This window comes from Bartonella doshiae NCTC 12862 = ATCC 700133, from assembly GCF_000278155.1.
Taxonomy (GTDB): domain Bacteria; phylum Pseudomonadota; class Alphaproteobacteria; order Rhizobiales; family Rhizobiaceae; genus Bartonella; species Bartonella doshiae.
Map to the genome: position 1 here is coordinate 523,809 of NZ_JH725094.1, position 18,750 is coordinate 542,558.

General features: G+C 37.3%; 15 protein-coding genes. 4 read left to right on the forward strand and 11 right to left on the reverse strand.

The genetic code is table 11. The features are described from left to right. Window positions 1–51: 51 nt before the first annotated feature. The 5 genes from MCS_RS02325 to MCS_RS02345 form a co-directional block, all read right to left on the reverse strand. Window positions 52–810 carry a F0F1 ATP synthase subunit A gene (locus MCS_RS02325; protein ID WP_004855166.1) on the reverse strand — a complete coding sequence of 253 codons (759 nt, stop codon included), beginning with the start codon at window positions 808–810 and terminating at the stop codon, window positions 52–54. A 7-nt stretch (window positions 811–817) separates the two neighbouring features. Then, entirely contained in the window at window positions 818–1,255 is a 438-nt protein-coding gene (locus MCS_RS02330; RefSeq protein WP_004855167.1) for an AtpZ/AtpI family protein, read from the reverse strand. A gap of 578 nt (window positions 1,256–1,833) precedes the next feature. Next, window positions 1,834–3,264 (reverse strand): ribosome biogenesis GTPase Der, encoded by a 1,431-nt coding sequence (der, locus tag MCS_RS02335; RefSeq protein ID WP_004855170.1) that lies wholly within the window; start codon window positions 3,262–3,264, stop codon window positions 1,834–1,836. Window positions 3,265–3,268: 4 nt separating this feature from the next. Then, window positions 3,269–3,940, reverse strand: a complete 672-nt coding sequence (locus MCS_RS02340; RefSeq protein WP_004855173.1) for a DUF2659 family protein — start codon at window positions 3,938–3,940, stop codon at window positions 3,269–3,271. Between the two features lie 550 nt (window positions 3,941–4,490). Continuing rightward, window positions 4,491–6,263, reverse strand: coding sequence for an SLC13 family permease (locus tag MCS_RS02345; protein WP_004855176.1), 1,773 nt, complete (start codon window positions 6,261–6,263; stop codon window positions 4,491–4,493). 348 nt (window positions 6,264–6,611) lie between these two features. Here MCS_RS02345 and MCS_RS02350 point away from each other — a divergent pair, with 348 nt between their 5' ends. Next, window positions 6,612–8,276, forward strand: coding sequence for a hypothetical protein (locus MCS_RS02350; protein WP_004855177.1), 1,665 nt, complete (start codon window positions 6,612–6,614; stop codon window positions 8,274–8,276). Window positions 8,277–8,425: 149 nt separating this feature from the next. Continuing rightward, window positions 8,426–9,787, forward strand: coding sequence for a Na+/H+ antiporter NhaA (gene nhaA, locus MCS_RS02355; RefSeq protein WP_004855181.1), 1,362 nt, complete (start codon window positions 8,426–8,428; stop codon window positions 9,785–9,787). Window positions 9,788–10,270: 483 nt separating this feature from the next. On the opposite strand, the gene MCS_RS02360 is transcribed toward nhaA, so the two are convergent. Next, on the reverse strand, window positions 10,271–11,527 hold the full coding sequence (locus MCS_RS02360) for an aspartate kinase (protein WP_004855182.1): 1,257 nt from the start codon (window positions 11,525–11,527) through the stop codon (window positions 10,271–10,273). A gap of 202 nt (window positions 11,528–11,729) precedes the next feature. Here MCS_RS02360 and ubiG point away from each other — a divergent pair, with 202 nt between their 5' ends. After that, window positions 11,730–12,476, forward strand: a complete 747-nt coding sequence (gene ubiG / locus MCS_RS02365; RefSeq protein ID WP_004855188.1) for a bifunctional 2-polyprenyl-6-hydroxyphenol methylase/3-demethylubiquinol 3-O-methyltransferase UbiG — start codon at window positions 11,730–11,732, stop codon at window positions 12,474–12,476. Between the two features lie 14 nt (window positions 12,477–12,490). Here ubiG and grxC read toward each other — a convergent pair whose 3' ends face one another. Continuing rightward, window positions 12,491–12,748 (reverse strand): glutaredoxin 3, encoded by a 258-nt coding sequence (gene grxC, locus MCS_RS02370; protein WP_004855189.1) that lies wholly within the window; start codon window positions 12,746–12,748, stop codon window positions 12,491–12,493. Window positions 12,749–12,795: 47 nt separating this feature from the next. Continuing rightward, window positions 12,796–13,581: a ComF family protein gene (locus MCS_RS02375; protein ID WP_004855192.1), complete on the reverse strand. Its 786-nt coding sequence runs from the start codon at window positions 13,579–13,581 to the stop codon at window positions 12,796–12,798. A 184-nt stretch (window positions 13,582–13,765) separates the two neighbouring features. On the opposite strand from MCS_RS02375, the gene MCS_RS02380 reads away from it, so the two are divergent. Next, the gene (locus MCS_RS02380) at window positions 13,766–14,644 is read left to right on the forward strand and encodes a methyltransferase domain-containing protein (protein ID WP_004855195.1); all 879 of its coding nucleotides are present in this window, start codon (window positions 13,766–13,768) and stop codon (window positions 14,642–14,644) included. Between the two features lie 13 nt (window positions 14,645–14,657). Here MCS_RS02380 and MCS_RS02385 read toward each other — a convergent pair whose 3' ends face one another. The 3 genes from MCS_RS02385 to argJ all read right to left on the reverse strand — a co-directional run bounded on the left by MCS_RS02385 (window position 14,658) and on the right by argJ (window position 18,642). Beyond that, window positions 14,658–16,013: an L-cystine transporter gene (locus MCS_RS02385; RefSeq protein ID WP_004855197.1), complete on the reverse strand. Its 1,356-nt coding sequence runs from the start codon at window positions 16,011–16,013 to the stop codon at window positions 14,658–14,660. A gap of 838 nt (window positions 16,014–16,851) precedes the next feature. Further along, on the reverse strand, window positions 16,852–17,265 hold the full coding sequence (mutT, locus tag MCS_RS02390; protein ID WP_004855199.1) for an 8-oxo-dGTP diphosphatase MutT: 414 nt from the start codon (window positions 17,263–17,265) through the stop codon (window positions 16,852–16,854). Between the two features lie 138 nt (window positions 17,266–17,403). After that, window positions 17,404–18,642, reverse strand: a complete 1,239-nt coding sequence (gene argJ / locus MCS_RS02395; protein ID WP_004855203.1) for a bifunctional glutamate N-acetyltransferase/amino-acid acetyltransferase ArgJ — start codon at window positions 18,640–18,642, stop codon at window positions 17,404–17,406. Between the last annotated feature and the right edge of the window lie 108 nt (window positions 18,643–18,750).

Sequence of the window (18,750 nt, forward strand, 5' to 3'; positions counted from 1 at the left end):
TTCTCCTTTGAAGCGAAATTGCATTAGTTTGACGGAAAACCGCCAGTTTTATTAATGTCCCGGATGAACGGCATCATTAAGGTACATACAAGTTAAAACCGTAAAGACGTATGCTTGAAGAAATGCAACCAAAAATTCAAGAGCAGTAATCGCTACGGTCATGATAAGCGGTAAAATTGAACCACCAACGCCCATGATCCCCACCCCAATCATTGAGACAATAAAACCAGAAAATACTTTGAGAGTAATATGACCAGCAAGCATATTAGCAAAAAGACGAAGTGAAAGGCTGATAGGACGAGAGAAGAAAGAAATAACCTCAATCATCGTAACCAAAGGCAGAATTACAACAGGCACACCACTAGGAACAAATAATTTCAAAAATCCAACCCCATGCTTGTAAAAACCATAACCAATCACAGTCAATATCACCAACATCGCCAATGAAAACGTGATCATAATTTGAGAAGTAATTGTATAAAAATAAGGGAAAAGACCAATAAAATTTGCAACCAAAACAAAAGTAAACAGGGAAAAAACTAAGGGAAAGAACTGCATTCCCTGTACACCTGCCGATTCTCGCAAAGTTGATGCTACAAATTCATATGCCATTTCCGAAATAGACTGCATTCGTGTTGGAACTAATCCACGACTTGATGATGAAATAAAGAGAAAAACTGAAGTTACAACAACAGTAGCCACTATAAACAATGATACATTTGTAAACGACAAATCCATATTTCCTATAGAAATATTAATCAACCGTGAAATCTCAAACTGATGAATAGGATCTGGAGCGTGCGATGTCACTTCAACCTCATTTATCGGACCTTTTATTGGTCCCTTTATCTTTATCATGATCTTGGCGCAATACGCCACCTTGCCCAATTTGACTGTAGGCAACATATCCCACAGACCGAAGAATACTCAATACACCAGCAGCAAATCCAAGAAAAAGAAAGAACACCATTCCCCATGGCGATGAACCTGCTAACTTGTCAAATCCCAACCCCAACATAACACCAACAATAATACTCGCCAAAAATTCACTGGAAAGCTTAATCGCACGTGCCATCCTCCCTTGTGACTCTTCCTCTTTATTCCGGTACTGCCGCTTCTTTAATGCTTTCTTACGCATTAAAGCTAAACCTAAACCTCGTCTACGACATTCTAAATCCTCTGAATGAAGACAATCTCTTCGCTTTTCTCCCTCAGCTCCCTTTCGCGGCACAACGGGTTCGTCGCCCTTTGCCATAATTGGCTCCTTAGTTAAAAAGCAAAGTAAAAATGCATCTCATAAAATCGTGCATAGCATATTGTTCCTGAGTTTATTCGTCAAGACGCTAAAAGAAATCTATCACAATTTATCGCATAAAAACGCTTCTTTCACTCTTAATAACTCTAACCACTCATGCACCTAAAAAAACCATAACATCTTGTGAGATAGCATATTGCTACTTTATTCTCATATCACGACCATAATAATACTATAGAAAACACAACTACTGAAGAAAATTTCATTGTTGCGCATTGTATTCATCACGCATATATAAAAAATTGGTATTCCTAAATCCCACATGCATTTTTAAGATAAAAATAGGACACAAAATAGATATAAACGGAACTTTAAATACGATTACAAACCGCTTATAACAGTCATAAACTTTCTGAACATCTGGACTTTAAGCTTCAAAATTGATGCCTACGAAAATATTTCTTATTTCATACGATAAAATAATCAAACATTCCTTATTGTGAATAAAGAAACCGTTTCTTTTTCTTTTAAAACTTCCTATTAAATGCAAATATAATTCCTTAAAAAAATAAGAAAGTTCATCCTTTTTTGGAACGTTTTGCAAAAGGATTATCCGATGAGTGTAATGATATACGAATTGGTATCCCTAGCATATCAAACGTATCTCGCAGTCCATTAGAAAGGTAACGCAAATACGACTGAGGCATTACTTGTGGTCGTGAACAAGAAATCACAAATCCAGGAGGACGTGTCTTCACCTGTGTGACATATTTAACCTTAAGTCGACGCCCAGAAATAGCAGGCGGAGGGTGGCGCGCAACAATCATTTCAAGCCATCGATTCAATTTACCCGTGGAAATACGACGATTCCACACACGATGCATCATCAAGATATTGTCCATTAATTTATCAATACCTTTACCATATTGTCCAGACAAAGGAACAGCTCTTAAACCACGAACTTGAGGAAGAAGGCGCGCGCATTTTTCATGTAAATCAACCAACGTTGTCTGACTATTTTCAATAAGATCCCACTTATTAAAAGCAATAATGGGAACACGCCCTTCACGAATCACCAGATCAGCAATTTGCAAATCCTGCTTTTCAAAAGGCGCAGTAGCGTCAAAAACAATCACCACAATTTCTGCAAAACGAATTGCACGCAAAGTGTCTGCAACAGAAAGTTTTTCTAATCTTTCTTGAATTTTCGATTTTCTACGTAAACCTGCAGTATCAAAAAGTTTAATATGACGACCGTTCCATTTCCAATCCACAGAAATAGAATCACGGGTAAGCCCAGCTTCGGGCCCTGTCAATAAACGATCTTGCCCCAACATCCTATTGATGAGAGTTGATTTTCCTGTGTTGGGACGACCAGCAACAGCAATCCGAATGGGTTTACTTTCATCATAAATAGGCTCTTTTTCCTCCCAATCACTCACTTCATCACCAACAGATGCAGGTAGAACAACAACATGTTTTTCTTCGCTTTTGCTTTCAAAAGCTTTTTCTTCACCAATAGCAGCAACAATTGCATCACGAAGATCTGAAAGACCCAAACCATGTTCAGCAGATATAGGACAGGGTTCTCCCAAACCTAATGACCAGGCCTCATACTCCGCTCCTGCTGCCGCTTTTGACTCAGATTTATTGGCAACAAGTACTATCGGTTTTCCCGATTTGCGAACCAATGACGCAAAGTTTAAATCACTCTGCGTTATTCCACTCTTCGCATCAAACATGAATAAAATGAGATCTGCTTCATCGATAGCAGCTTTTGTTTGAGAGCGCATACGACCTTCAAGTGTATGATGATCACCCGCTTCTTCTAATCCAGCTGTATCAATTACATCAAAATGCAGATCTTGAAGTGTACCAGCATGCACACGTCGATCACGCGTCACACCTGGCTTATCATCAACCAAAGCTAATTTCAGCCCAACCAAACGATTAAAAAGCGTTGACTTCCCAACATTGGGTCGACCAACTATTGCAATGGTAAGGCTCATCAATTTATCCTTTATTTGCCTTGCCCTCAGCTTGAATAAGTTCAAGCATTATTTGTGCTCGATCAGTTACTCTTGACCCTAGAGCACCTTCTTCAGAAATCTTTTTAAAATAATCAACCGCCTCATCCATTTTATCAGCTTTATAAGCAGCAAAGCCTAGAGCCTCCCTTGCTGACATACGCATAGGATCAATATCATTTGCCATGTCTTTGACACGCTTTTTAACATCATCCAAGGTCCCTGTATCAACAAGAATATAAGCCGCCCGAATTTTTGCAACTTTCTGCAAAATTTGCGGAGCTTTGCTATCAGCTGCAACAGAATCAAAAATCTCTATCGATTTAACAGCATTGCCTTGTTCCATGAATAAAGAAGCCTCACGCAAACGCGCAAGAAAAGGATATCCTCCAAAGTTAGAGGTTTTAACCTCTTCCAATTGCTTCATTGCCTCATCAAAATGACGTGCATCTGCAAGATCAAGACTTTTTACAAAAGCATCTCCAATATGACCGGCTTTTTTCATTTGTTCATGGTGATAAACTTGATAAATAACGATCATCAGCACAAAAATAATGGCTGCAATAACAATCGAAAAACCATAACGTTTCCAAAAAGCAAGTGCCTTTTCTTGACGAAACTCTGCATTAACTTCAGCAATAAAACTATCATACGACATATATTACACCCTAGAAAAATAACTTTCTGTGCTTTTACGCATAAATGAACAAAGATTGTAGCCCTCATTAACTAAAAATTTTAAAATTGCTACCCTTTCAGTTTAAAATCGATATGTATCCGCATCAAAAGTACTTTTGCAACTGCATCACTCAAAAACGATGTTCCTGCCTTTTAGTTCATATGACAACTTTTATCTTTCTTGCTTTTTTATACGTGTAAAAGCTATCATGGACTTCATGTCCAATAGACATACTTGCCTACATATATGCTTTCTATAGCATTCTTCACAGCCTCCGCCCCCTATTTATCCTTAATTATATACACCAACATAACCTTTAACAGATTATAACCTAATTTTTATCTTTTAAAACATCTGTAATCAGCAAAATTAACAAACATGCTCTCACCCAACGTAAAAATAAGATAACTCCACATGAAAGCTTAATAAAACCCCAAATTTAAACAAAACCCGTTATACAAAATGCATTAACTTGTCTTCCCCAATGAACAACTTTTTATGATTAATATTTGTAATTTTGAAACTACTCTCATTGTAATGGCCAAATCCACATAAGCATTGGAACCGCAACAATAACTATTAATATTGCCAATGGAGCACCAAAACGTGGGTAATCACTAAAACGATATCCTCCCGGAGCCATCACAAGCATATTACTTTGATGGCCAATAGGTGTCAAAAATTCACACCCCGCTCCAATCGCAACAGCCATCAAAAAAGCTTCAGGCTTATAATGAAGGGAATGCGCAAAACTTGATGCAATTGGTGCTACCATCATTACTGTCGCCGCATTATTAAAAAATGGCGTTACCAACATTGCCGTCACCAACATAAGAGCCAGTGCACCAGATGGAGGAAAAAAAACTGCTAATTGGCTAAGCCAATGCCCTATAAGATCCGTGCATCCCGTCTTCTCTAGTGCTTCGCTCACAGGAATAAGAGCTGCTAATAACACTAATATTTGCCCATCTAATGCTTGATATAGATCACGTGCTGGCAAAACTCGGAAAATAACCATAGCAACCGCTGCAGAAAAAAAAGAAAATGCAACAGGAACGATTTGAAAAGCCGTAAAAATAATCGCTATTAATAAAATAGCTAACGATATAACACCGTGTCGCAAATTACCAAACATAATATTGCGTTTTGCTAAGGGAAAACATTTCAATTCCCGTAACAAATTTGAAATAACCAGATCCTGTCCTTGCAAAACAATCACATCTCCAAGATGGAAAACAATATCACCAAGCCTCCCCCGTACCCTTTCATGCTGACGACTTAACGCAAGCAAATTCACATCATAGCGATCAAAAAGTGAAAACCTTTTTGCACTAATACCAATGAGAGGTGAATTATGTGTGATGACTGCTTCAATAATATCAATATCACTGTCTTTATCGCCCGCAGCAATAGTTCTTCCCATAGAAAATTCTAGGCGAGCAGAATTAATCACACTATCTAATCCTGTATGTGAGCCTTCTAACAAAACAATATCATTTTCAGAAAAAATAAAATCTGGCAATGGCGAAATAGAGGTTTTATTTCTTATAATTTGTATCACCATGACCTCACCACCCGATGGTTTTACGAGATCAACAATGGTTTTTCCCACAATCGGCGAATGTAGTGGAATACGCACTTCCGAAACATAATTACGAATATCAATAGCGTCATCAAACGATACGCCTGAGCGTGTACGTATAGGTAAACGCCAAGAAAAAAAGACCAAATATAATACACCAGTAAGAGCGACAACTGCTCCAACCGGTGTAAAATCAAACATGGTAAAAGGAGTCCCCACTAAACGTTCTTGCATAGCTGAAATAACAACATTGGGAGAAGTACCTATCTGTGTCATAAGGCCACCCAACAAAGAACCAAATGCCATTGGCATCAAAAAAATAGAGGGTGAAACCTGAGAACGACGTGCAAATTGAAAAGCAATCGGAAGCATGATAGCCAAAGCACCAATGTTTTTAACAAACATTGATAAAACCACCACAGAAATTACCAAAACAGCTAATTGAAGACGTACTGATTGCACATCTGGCCAAATGCGTTGGATCATAAATTCCATTATACCAGAACGCGATACAGCCGTACTGACAACAAACACACTCCCCACAATAATAACAATATCATTACTAAAACCGCTAAATGCCTCCTTCGGGCTGACAAGGCCAACGATGCAAGCAACCAATAACGTACAAACAGCGACAAGATCATAACGGAACCTATCCCAAATAAAAACGACCATCATGACACCAATAATAGAAAAAGCCATGATTTGATTTTCTGTCATGATACCTATCTCTTTGCGTTAGATCACAATAAACAATAACATATCTTTTTAACTGTTCCTATAAATAGCAGCAAGATAAAAGCAGACATAGAAATACTGGGGAATATTTTAGTGATAAACATAATCAGGATCAGCATAGATTTCTCTCTGTTACGAGAGTTTGTTTATAAAATATTGAAATTAAAGAAATTTGGTGACAATTTATAAAAGCGTATTGCCACAAAGATGAGAATGATTCTACATGTATAAACAGGATAGATAATGTTGCCGTACATGCCATACCTGAACATTTGTCATTTCTTAAAGAAATTTGTTTATATCCTCATATAAAAAGCGAAAGAAGAAAAAATGGCCAATTGTAATAATGAACATCAAGGGAAACTAAAATATTGGCTAACCTGTATTATTGGTCTTTTTTCTACTTTGGCAATCATCTTTGTCAGTGGTTTTTATATAGCAAAACCCTATCTTAATAGTTTTGCGAAACGAGAAATAGCACGCCGATCTATAAAAGCAGAAACATTTGATGTTAGTATCCTGGGCAAAGTTAATCTGAAAAATGTTACGCTGCCCGTTCCTTCTGGTGTATTACTTAAAATTGGAGCCATTTCAGCACGTCCTCCTATTTCTTTTATTCCTGGCACTTTTACATTTTATAATGTAGATTTAAAGCATAATGATATTCATATAAAAATTCCCAAGATTTCTATTAATAACGTATTTTTAAAGGAAAAAGATAGCACAATCGCATCGCGCATTTTGCAATCAATTATGCGCGTTGAACTCGCCTCAATTGTTGCTCCAAATATACAACTTTCTGTAGAAAATGGAAATAACCGTATTGAAAAACTTGAGATAAAGGAATTTCAGCTTTCTGGTTTTAGAAGTGGTCGTATTCGTTCTGTTGGCTTTAAAAATATAGACCTTGCAACAAGAGCTGCAAATGGTACCAAACAGATGTATTTGACTGCGAAGAGCAACGCATTTAAAATACATGATATTGATATCAACTACGCTTATTCTCTTATTTTAGGGAAAAACTATCCTACACATCAAGTGAAAACTGTTACTGGTCCTCTTTCTCTGGAAAATGTAACAGTCAATATTTTTGAAGAAGGAGACAAAGAGCAAAATACCTCTTTCTCTTTTAACAAATTTAAAACATCTGGTCTCAAAATAAAACCGTTTGAACACCCCCCTAGGAAACTGATTACAGCTTATCTTAACGCAAAAAAAGAAAATAATCAGGATGCTGAAAAAGCAATACGCAATGGTATTCTTATGAATATCCTGCTCACTATAGCCTCAGCTGATTCTCAAATGAACAATCTTTCCATTGATACGCCGCTGTTTCAAGCAACACTCAAATCATTTCAATTCAAACCAAACCTATGGAAAAGACCTATACCAAAAGGACTTTCTCTCTCTCTGGATAGCTTATCTATTTTACATAAAAAAATAGACTTTGAGCGCCTTAATCTTTCAGGAAAGATAGATATTTCTTATGATGATGAAAAGCGCTTCCTATCTCTTAATGCCCTGTCTTTCAACATAAAAGATATGGGATCTGGAAAAATATCGTCTAAGGTTATTAATGTAGATGAAAAACTTTTCTCTGCTCAAAAAGACTTAATGATTGCTGCCTCTCAAGACATTGGTATCACTGAAATTGACGCCATCTATACGGATTCTGGTTTTATTGATAAGCTTTTTTCTTATCTTACACGAAATTTTAATGACAGCAAACATGATCTCAAACAGGAACTTTATAACGATTTCTATCTGATAATAACGCAGAGCCCCAAAATACTGCTAAAAAATCACGATGAAGCAGAAAAAATTTCAAAGTCATTAGGTGAGTTTGCTAAAAATCCAAAAACATTGGTTATTAAAATAACAGCGAAAGATAACGAAGTTCTTACCTTAGATGATCTCGGAACCGCCTTACAAAAAGATTTTTATACTACTTTGAACAAAATAAATCTTACTGTTAAAAATGAAGCATCACCCTAGAAGGTATATTCTCTTTTAAAAATGATGATCTTATCCACACATCAAGAGCTTTATTCCTATCTCTTCTTTTGTGTGTTAAAATAAGACGTTATAGGTTACAATTTACATAAAAATATTATGAGCAGAATTGTTGATACTTGGAGTTGTTCATGTCTAGCATATCCTCAAATCGCTTGCCAAATCGGGCCTCTCTTGTTACGGATCGGGCGCTCTCTGCCCTTGAGCGTTTTCTTCATATAGAAGCTCTTAGTGGTATTGTGCTTTTATTAGCTGCTGCTGCCGCACTCATTTTTGCCAATTCTAAATATGCTTCTCTCTATGAATCCTTTTGGCATACACCTCTTGGCTTTAACTTTGGCCATTTTACCCTTTCATGGGATCTCCATTTCTGGGTTAATGATGCTCTCATGACTGTTTTTTTTCTTGTAGCAGGAATGGAAATTAGACGTGAAATTTACGAAGGTGCTCTCGCCGATTTCAAACAAGCAACTTTGCCAATCATTGCAGCAATAGGTGGAGTTTGTCTCCCTGCAATTATTTATCTCAGCTTTAACTTAAATAGTGGGCATACACATGGTTGGGCTGTACCAACAGCAACAGATATTGCCTTTGCTCTAGGTATTCTTGCTCTTCTTGGAAAAAAAATTCCTTCTAACCTACACATCATCCTCTTATCCTTAGCAATTATTGATGATATTATTGCTGTTCTCATTATTGCTTTCTTCTACTCAACAAACATTGATCCTAGTGGTTTAACCATTGCAGCAGCAGGCATTGCTTTGGTATTCTTTTTTCAATGGATTGGAATTGCATCCGCATGGCTTTATATTTTGCCTGGTGCCATTATCTGGTGGGGTTTAATGATGACAGGCGTTCATCCATCACTTGCTGGTGTAATTTTAGGTATGATGACTCCAGTTTTACCTACCCGCACTCTTGTTGCTCCACTCACAATGCTCAGTAATGCAATGCAAATTCTTCAAGAAAAAAATCCCAAAACAGACTTGCCTCATATCTCTACCGCATTGAAAAAAATACGTAAAGGGCAACGTGATATTATAGCACCAGTAACGCGTGTTCAAAAAACATTACATCCATGGGTTGCTTATGGTATTATGCCAATCTTTGCCTTTGCAAATGCTGGTGTGAGTTTTGCAAACTTTGATCTAGCTTCAAACAATTCATTCTTAGTTGTTCTCGGTGTTGTCGTCGGTCTATTTATCGGAAAACCTTTTGGTATTATTATCGCAAGCTATCTAGCAGTGAAATTAGGGTTATGCCGCTTACCTCCCCATATGACATGGGCCGGTTTACTATTGATCGGATTTTTGGCGGGAATTGGCTTTACAATGTCTATCTTTGTTTCAATGCTCGCTTTTAAAGATATCGTCTTGCTGGATTCTGCAAAAATTGGTGTTCTTTGTGGATCTGGTTTATCTGCTCTTGCCGGGCTTGGTTATGGGGTCATATATATAAAATATATGAAACGCAATAAAAAAGCAGTTTTATAACTTACAATGAATTAAATACCTATGCGTTTTATTATGCCAACCTTTTTAAAAGCTTGGGTTTATTTTCTGTATATAATAATTTATATCTTATTACAGAAGAAAATAAAAAGCAGCATTTAGCGCATTTTTACTCCTTCATAAATGATGAGTAGTCTTTTTACAAAAGTAGTTTTCCTCTTTCTATACTCATTTTCTCTCATAAAAAATGAAACCCATGAGGAGACTAAAATACAAATATGCATTAGGAATGCGTATTTATTCATGGAATCAGCTTATCAACTCTATTTTGTGCAATTTGCATACGATAATTTTTATAAAGTTAAATTTTGCAGTTTTATAGCCTAAATTGTATACTTACAAACTCAACGGACGCATAACGCACCCCCTTTGCCATAAGATGCTTATTTGGATGGCGTTCTTATTTCCCCGCACATGTAAATACTTTTTTATGTTACTTGAAAACTCTTTCGCGCTAAAAAAACATTACTCCTTATCAAGTCCATAAACAGCATGTAATGTTCTGACAGCAAGTTCAGTGTACGCACTATCAATCAAAATAGAAATCTTAATTTCTGAAGTTGTGATTGCTTGAATATTAATGCCTTTTTCGGCTAAAGCCTTAAATGCTGTAGCCGCAACACCTGCGTGGCTACGCATTCCAATACCAATAACAGATACCTTAGCAAGATCGCTTTCAAATTGGATAACATCAAAACCTATATCTTTACGATTTTTCTCAAGAAGCGCAACGGCTTTATCTACATCTGCCGATGGTACAGTAAACGTCATGTCAGTTTTCGAACCATCTTCAGAAATATTTTGCACAATCATATCAACATTAATCCGCTCTTCCGCCAGGGGTCCAAAAATTGCTGCGGAAATCCCTGGACGATCGGCAAGCCGACGGAGCGAAATTTGCGCCTCATCCTTAGCGAAAGCAATACCAGTAACATTTTGTTGTTCCACAATCTCATCCTCATCGCAAATAAGTGTTCCAGAAGAATTCATTGGATCTCCCATGCCTAAAGCATCGGGATCTTCAAAACTTGAGCGCACGAAGGTACGAACTTTATGAACCATCGCCAATTCAACAGAACGAACCTGTAAAACTTTCGCCCCAAGTGAAGCCATTTCCAGCATTTCTTCAAAAGCGACTTTTGGTAAACGGCGTGCCTTAGGCTCTATACGAGGATCGGTTGTATAAACGCCGTCAACATCGGTATAAATATCACAACGATCAGCCTTTATAGCTGCTGCTACAGCAACAGCACTTGTATCAGATCCACCGCGTCCTAAAGTAGAAATTCGGTTATCCGGAGATACTCCTTGAAAACCAGCAAGAACCGCTACCTGACTTTCCTGAAAACACTGTATTAAAAAAGAACCATCAATATCTATAATACGTGCACAACTATGTGCATTATCCGTACGAATAGGAACTTGCCAACCAAGCCATGAACGCGCGTTCATCCCCATTGCTTGAAGTGTAAGAGCCAACAAACCTGCCGTTACCTGTTCACCAGAAGACACAACCACATCATATTCGTAAGCATCTTTATGCATTGCTGAAGCGTCACGCGTCCACTGAACAAGCTCATTGGTCTTACCAGCCATCGCAGATACCACAACTGCAACTTCATGCCCTGCATCTACCTCTCTTTTGACATGCCGTGCAACATTGTGAATACGTTCAATGTTTGCCACAGATGTTCCACCAAATTTCATGACAATACGCGCCATTAATAATACTCTTACCTTTACGTTTCTTATCTCAAATGATATATAAGAATTAAGATTTTACCAACTGTATCAAAAAATTATTTTTTGACATACCGAATATCTTTCATTTACGCAAGTCCAGTATGATTATGTTAATTTTCCTTGGCTTTGATAAAATTCACCTGACTTAATCATGATTATGAAAAAAACAAAGGACAGCCTCGTGATAAATAAAACGCGTACTACAATTGATCAGAGTGAAATTGATCACTTTTCACGTATCGCTGCAGAATGGTGGAATCCACAAGGAAAATTTCGACCTCTTCATCAATTTAATCCAACACGTCTTGCTTATATTAAAGAAAAAATTTGTTTAGCATTTGATCGTGATCCTGTTTCGCTTTTGCCCTTCGAAAATTTGAAAATCCTTGATATTGGCTGTGGAGGTGGTTTGTTATGCGAACCAATGGCACGTCTTGGTGCTACAGTTGTTGGAGCCGATGCCGCACAAACAAATATTGAAGTCGCAAAAATCCATGCGATTCAAAGTGGCGTTTCTATTGATTATCGTAACACTACTGCGGAAGCACTTGCCGATGAAGGAGAGCAATTTGATATCATTCTCAATATGGAAGTTGTTGAACATGTTGCAGATGTCCGTCTCCTCATAGCAGCCACAGCAAAAATGCTTAAACCCCAAGGGTTGATGTTTGTTTCAACACTCAACCGCACATGGAAAGCTTGGGGATTAGCAATTATAGGCGCTGAATACATTTTACATTGGCTTCCTAAAGGAACCCATAACTATAAAAAGTTCCTAAAACCTCATGAACTTAAAAGCTTTTTGTCACAAAATGCTTTGACTGTTATTGATGAGATAGGCATTATTTACAATCCACTAAAAAATAGCTGGAATCGCTCAAAAGATATGGATGTTAACTATCTGCTTCTCGCAAAACGATCTGAGTAGAAGATATTCTAGAATTATTGTTCGCCTTGCAATAAAGAATCAAGCTTTCCCTCACCATCTAAAGCGTAAAGATCGTCACAACCGCCAACATGATAATTACCTATAAAAATTTGCGGAAATGTATTACGACCATTTGCTCGCTGTACCATTTCTTGGCGAAGAGAAGTTGATGCATCAATATCTGTATATTTTACACCTTTTTTATTAAGCAAATCACGCGCTTTCGCACAATAAGGACAGTTGGGACGTGTATAAAGTACTACTTCTTTCATAATCTTATTTTCTCATATTTTTTAATATAATCAGTTTTAAGTTCCTTTTAAGAATCAGGAAAAATAGAGGCTTCTTTTAATACACGAGAAAATGTTAGAACATCAACTCGCTGTGCGCCTGCATATTTTAATGCTGTAGCAGCAGCTGTAACAGTTGCTCCTGTTGTAAAAACATCATCAATCAGCAAAACAGAGCAACCCTTTAGATAGTTCTTAACTTTATGAGAAACTTTAAAGGCATTCTGTACATTAAGCTTTCGTTCCTTTGAAGATAAACTAACTTGCGGACGTGTATGTTTACAACGTGTAAGCCAGCTAGGTTTTAAAAGTTTTTTTTGCGAAGCAGCAATATAACGAGCAAGCTCAGCAGATTGGTTATAACGCCTCTCACAAAAACGACGAAAATGCAATGGGATAGGAATAATAACATCACAATCATCAATAATCTCGCGCCCAGCATAAATCATCCAATTAGCCATAAAAGATGCCAATTCTATACGATCACCATATTTCAGCCGCGTTACTAAAGTTCTCGCAAGCCCCTTATGAACAATAGCAGAGCGAACGCGTGAAAAAGGAGGAGGATTTTGGAGAGCTTCCCCACTTAAAAAACCATCTCCCATATCACAAACAAAAGGAGTTCCCATAACAGGACAATAAGGTTTTGTAATAAATTGAAGATCCTTCCAGCACTCAGGACAAATTGTACCATAATCAGAAACTCTTTGCTTACATCCTGGACAAATCGGCGGATATAGAATTATTAGTAAGCGCTCAATGAACTTACGAAATATATCCCCGCCATTTAAAGCCATTTCTTGAAAGCATAACATCATCTGTTTGAGCTTTTATAGCTTCCCTGCACAAAAAAATTTCTTTCGTAATTTCTAAATTTAATTCCTTTAAAAACTCTTACTTTTTATAAATTTACTTTTTTACATCATAAACTTGACATAGCTTACACAACATGCCTCCTATCCAACGACACCGTATTACAGATTGAAAGCACACAAAGACATGTCGCATCCTTTAATTTTTGATCATGATCTTATTGAACAATTCCGCAAACGTGCTTTTCAAAAAGCAAAAATGGGACATGACTTTTTATTGTCCCATATGGCCGAAGATCTCTATAAACGTCTCAGTACTGTTGATCGTTTCTTTACGTTAGCTCTCGATCTACACAGCCATACGGATCTTGCAGCAAAAGCTTTAATGAAATCTGGAAAAGTGCGTTCCGTAGAACGCGTTGAAACTGATATACTTTATCAAAGTCATGACAAAAAATTTCACTTACGTCATCGAGAATTGCTTAATTTTCCTCAACATTATTGTGATCTTATCGTTTCGCTTCTCTCATTACAGTTGACCAATGATACCCCAGGAGTTCTCAGCCAGATAAAAAACATTCTTAAACCAGACGGCTTATTTCTTGCCGTTATGACCGGAGCTGGTACGCTCGTAGAATTACGTGAATGCCTCCTACAAGCTGAAATTGAAATCTATGGAGGTGCAAGCCCTAGAATTTATCCCTTTGCCGATATTCGTGATGCAGGAGCTCTTTTACAGCGGACCGGCTTTGCTCTCCCTGTAGCAGACATTGAAAATATCACGATACGCTATAATACAATGTTTGACCTTATCCATGACCTTAAAGCTATGGGAATGCAAAATGCACTCATCAACCGTTCACGACGCCCTGTATCCAAACGCTTTTTCCTCCGCGCAGCTGAAATCTATGCACAACGATTTAGTGATCCTGATGGCCGCATTCGCGCAAATTTCTCTTTCATCTGGCTCTCTGGTTGGGCTCCTCATAAAAATCAACAAAAACCTATACGACCAGGGTCTGCGCAAATTTCTCTTACTGAAGTTTTCCAACCCAAAAAACCATAATCTCACCATAACATCATTTTTCAAAAATACTTTTATCCGTTGCACGAAGTATTTGACTCGTTACAGTTCCAGCCAACATTGAATCACTTACATTTAGAGCTGTACGCCCCATATCAATGAGAGGTTCAATAGAAATAAGTACAGCAACCAAAGAAACGGGAAGCCCCATAGTTGGCAACACAATTAATGCAGCAAAAATAGCACCACCACCAACACCAGCAACACCAATAGAACTCAATGTTACAACACCAACAAGCGTAGCAATCCAAGTAGGATCAAAAGGATTAATACCAACAGTTGGTGCTATCATAGTCGCAAGCATCGCCGGATAAAGACCTGCACAACCATTTTGTCCAATCGTTGCTCCAAAAGAAGCTGCAAAACTCGCAATTGAGTGTGGTACACCAATCCATTGTGTTTGTGCTTCAATATTCAGAGGAATACTTGCTGCACTTGAGCGACTACTAAAAGCAAATGTCAAAACAGGCAAAACCTTTTTGAAAAAACGAAATGGATTAAGCCCTGATAAGCCAAGCAACACACCATGAACCCCAAACATAAGGATAATACCAACATAGGAAGCAATGATAAATATCAGTAAATTCAGAATATTTGCAACATTTGAAGTCGCTCCTACTGTAGTCATAAGCGCAAAAACACCATAAGGAGTCAAGGAAATCACAATACGAACTAACCGCATAACCCAAGATTGTGCAACTTGAACAAACAAAAGCGCTTTTTCTCCCTTCTCTGAATCATCTTTCTTTAAAAGAGTGACCGCAGCCCCTGAAAACGCTGCAAAAATAACAACACCTATGATTGATGTACGCTTGGCTCCACTTAACTCAGCAAATGGGTTTTTGGGAATAAAGGATAAAATCATCTTTGGAATATTCATATCTCCAAGTTGAGAAACATGGGATCCAAGAATACCAGAAACATCTTCCCCTCCATGTACCAAACCATTCGCTGTTAACCCAAAAAAATTGACAACTAAAACTCCAATCAATGCTGCAATAGCAGTTGTAAAAAGCAACATTGAAATTGTAATTACACTCATTTTTCCAACAGCATAAACAGAATGTAAATGTGCTACTGCTGAAAGAATAGAGATAAAAACTAATGGCATAACAATCATTTGCAATAATGCGATATAGCCCTTTCCAACAATGTTAAACCATTCAACCGATTTCAACAGAGTAGGCTCACCCTCCCCATAAATAAACTGCAAAACACTTCCAAAAATCAAACCCGAAATAAGACCCAACATAACACGTAGTGAAATGCTCCATTTCATTTTCTTACTTTGAGTAAGCCATAATAAAAAAATAACAAATAGAAATAAATTTATAAAAAAATTAAATGTCATCGCTTATGCCCACTATCGTTGTGCTTGAGATCAAAAAATAATATGTTGCTTAGAATTAACGTGTAATATCTAAAAATGAAATATAAAGATCGCGATACTTTTATAAAATCATTATTTTTCAATTTAGAAGCTAGAAGAGAATTTTTTGTCTATTAATAGCTCTTTAAAGAAGATAAAAAATCAAATGAGCATATTTCCCTATTATATAATATTTTCAGTCTATGCTAAAGTAAAATATTTCTAATAAGAAATAAAATACAAACAACTTTCATTACATTTCAATCTTAAAAGAAAAATTACACCTTATCACTTGATATGATGCCATCATCTCCTTTACTATTCAAGATAAAAACTTTACCAAACTGCACTAAATAAATAGTCAAGAATTCTATGGCTTTTTTCTTTTGCTATATTAACTCTCATATTGATTCGTGTCGGATATTTTCAGTAGTTTTAATCACTGCTTCTTTTTAAAAACAACCTATTTTACGAAAGATACCCTTACCTTTTATACGTCTTTTTCTAACTTTCAGAGAAAACCTCTTTCCTTCTATTTGAGATAGTTTATTCCGTATCTTCCGTGCCAGAAAAATTCGTTCTGTATACTCAAAAACCGCAAATTTTGAAAAAAAGAAAAAACAAAAAACCTTATATATAGTCCCCAAATTTGATGTTATAAGGCATCGCCACATACTCATTATTTTCTGTGAACACTTTTTAAATTTGTTGCGTAGTGATTATAATGAAAAGGTTTCATGGACAATGTTATCCAATGTAATAGATAACTTACGCTATACATAATTGGATTGAAGAAAATTTCATTTTGGCATACAATACATCAAAGAAGAATGTTTTTTAATATCTTAACCAATGGCTTATCAGCATCAGGCATAGGATATTTATCAAGATCGCCAACAAAAACCCATTTTAAATTTTGTCCCTCTCGTCCTTGTGCAACACCCTTATAATGGGAACAAAGATATAATGGCATTAAAAGATGAAATGTCTCATAGCCATGACTCGCAAATGTTAAAGGTAATAAATCATTTTGCTGAACAAAAATACCGAGCTCTTCCTCTAATTCGCGAACCAACGATGCTTCTGGAGTCTCTCCTTGCTCAACCTTTCCTCCAGGAAACTCCCATAAACCAGCCAATGATTTTCCTTGGGGACGCTCTGTGAGCAAAACATGATTATCTTGATCTACCAATACACACGCAACAACAAGAAGAAGTGAACTTTTTATATTCATACGGCCCTCCAACAGGGATAATAAAAATGATCATTTCTTTTCTCATATCCCCTTGCTCAAAGACGAAAGAGCTAAATACCTCGTCCTCCTTCACAAGGATATACAGAGGTATCCAATGTCAAATTTATTGTGTATCTGTTAACTTCTATAATCACCGTTGATCATAACGTACTCTTTCGTCAAATCACAAGACCAAACTGTCGCCTTACCACTACCTAAACCTATATCAACGCGAATTGTAATATGTTTGCCTTGCATATACGTACCTATAACCTCTTCTCTATACTCAGGATCACGTTCACCATTCTTCGCCAAACGATACTTACCAAACCAAATAGTCAATAAATCACGATCTACTTCAACTCCTGCCTTACCAACCGCCATAACCACCCGTCCCCAGTTTGCATCTTCACCAGCAATGGCCGTTTTTACAAGTGGTGAATTGGCAATCGATAGAGCTATAATCTTAGCAGCTTTGTCAGTTGCAGCACCAATCACATTAACCTCAATTAAATGACGTGCACCCTCACCATCACACACAACTTGTAATGCAAGTTCAAGCAAAAGTGCACTCAATTGTTCTACAAACACCCTGTAACGCGGATCTAATTTACTCGTAAGGCGGGGAAAATTTCCTTCTGCTTTTCCTGTCGCAAACATCATGAGTGTATCTGATGTTGAAGTATCACTATCAACAGTAATTGAATTGAAAGAACCCTGAACTGCCTCTAACAACATGGACTGCAGTATATCCGAAGAAATTGCTGCATCGCTCACCACAAAAGAAAGCATTGTTGCCATATCTGGTGCAATCATACCAGCACCTTTTGCTATCCCGTTAATGGTAACAATTTCTCCTCCATAATTGAATCTACGTGTAGCAAGTTTTGGAAATGTATCAGTGGTCATAATGGCTTTTGCAGCCTCCAACCAGTTCCCTTCTTTTGCTGTTTTTGCCATATCTGGTAGAAGACTTACGATACCTGCAGCCTCCATTGGTTCACCAATAACACCCGTAGAAGCTATAAAAATTTCATTTTCTTTAGCCCCCAAAGCGCTTGCTGCTGCACATATGATTTCATTCGTTGTATGCTTTCCTTTGCGCCCCGTAAAAGCATTTGCATTCCCAGAATTTACAACAACACCCCTTGCAACCCCATGAGGAAGCGACGCACGACAATGTTCAACAGGTGCCGAAGGACATTTTGAACGTGTAAAAACACCTGCTACACTTGCTGGATCATCAAAAATAACAAAAAGAAGATCTGTACGATCTTTATATTTAATTCCAGCTTCGGCTGTTTCTATCCGCACACCAGGTAATGGCGGAAGCTCCTGTATTTTTTGGGGAGACAAAGGTGATATTTTAAAAGTCACAAAATAGTTTCCATAAAAATAGATGAAATCTCATTGCAACAAAATGACTGCAGACAAAATCTCTAACAAACAACTGCTGGGCTCTTTGAACAAAAGAGCCCTATCAAA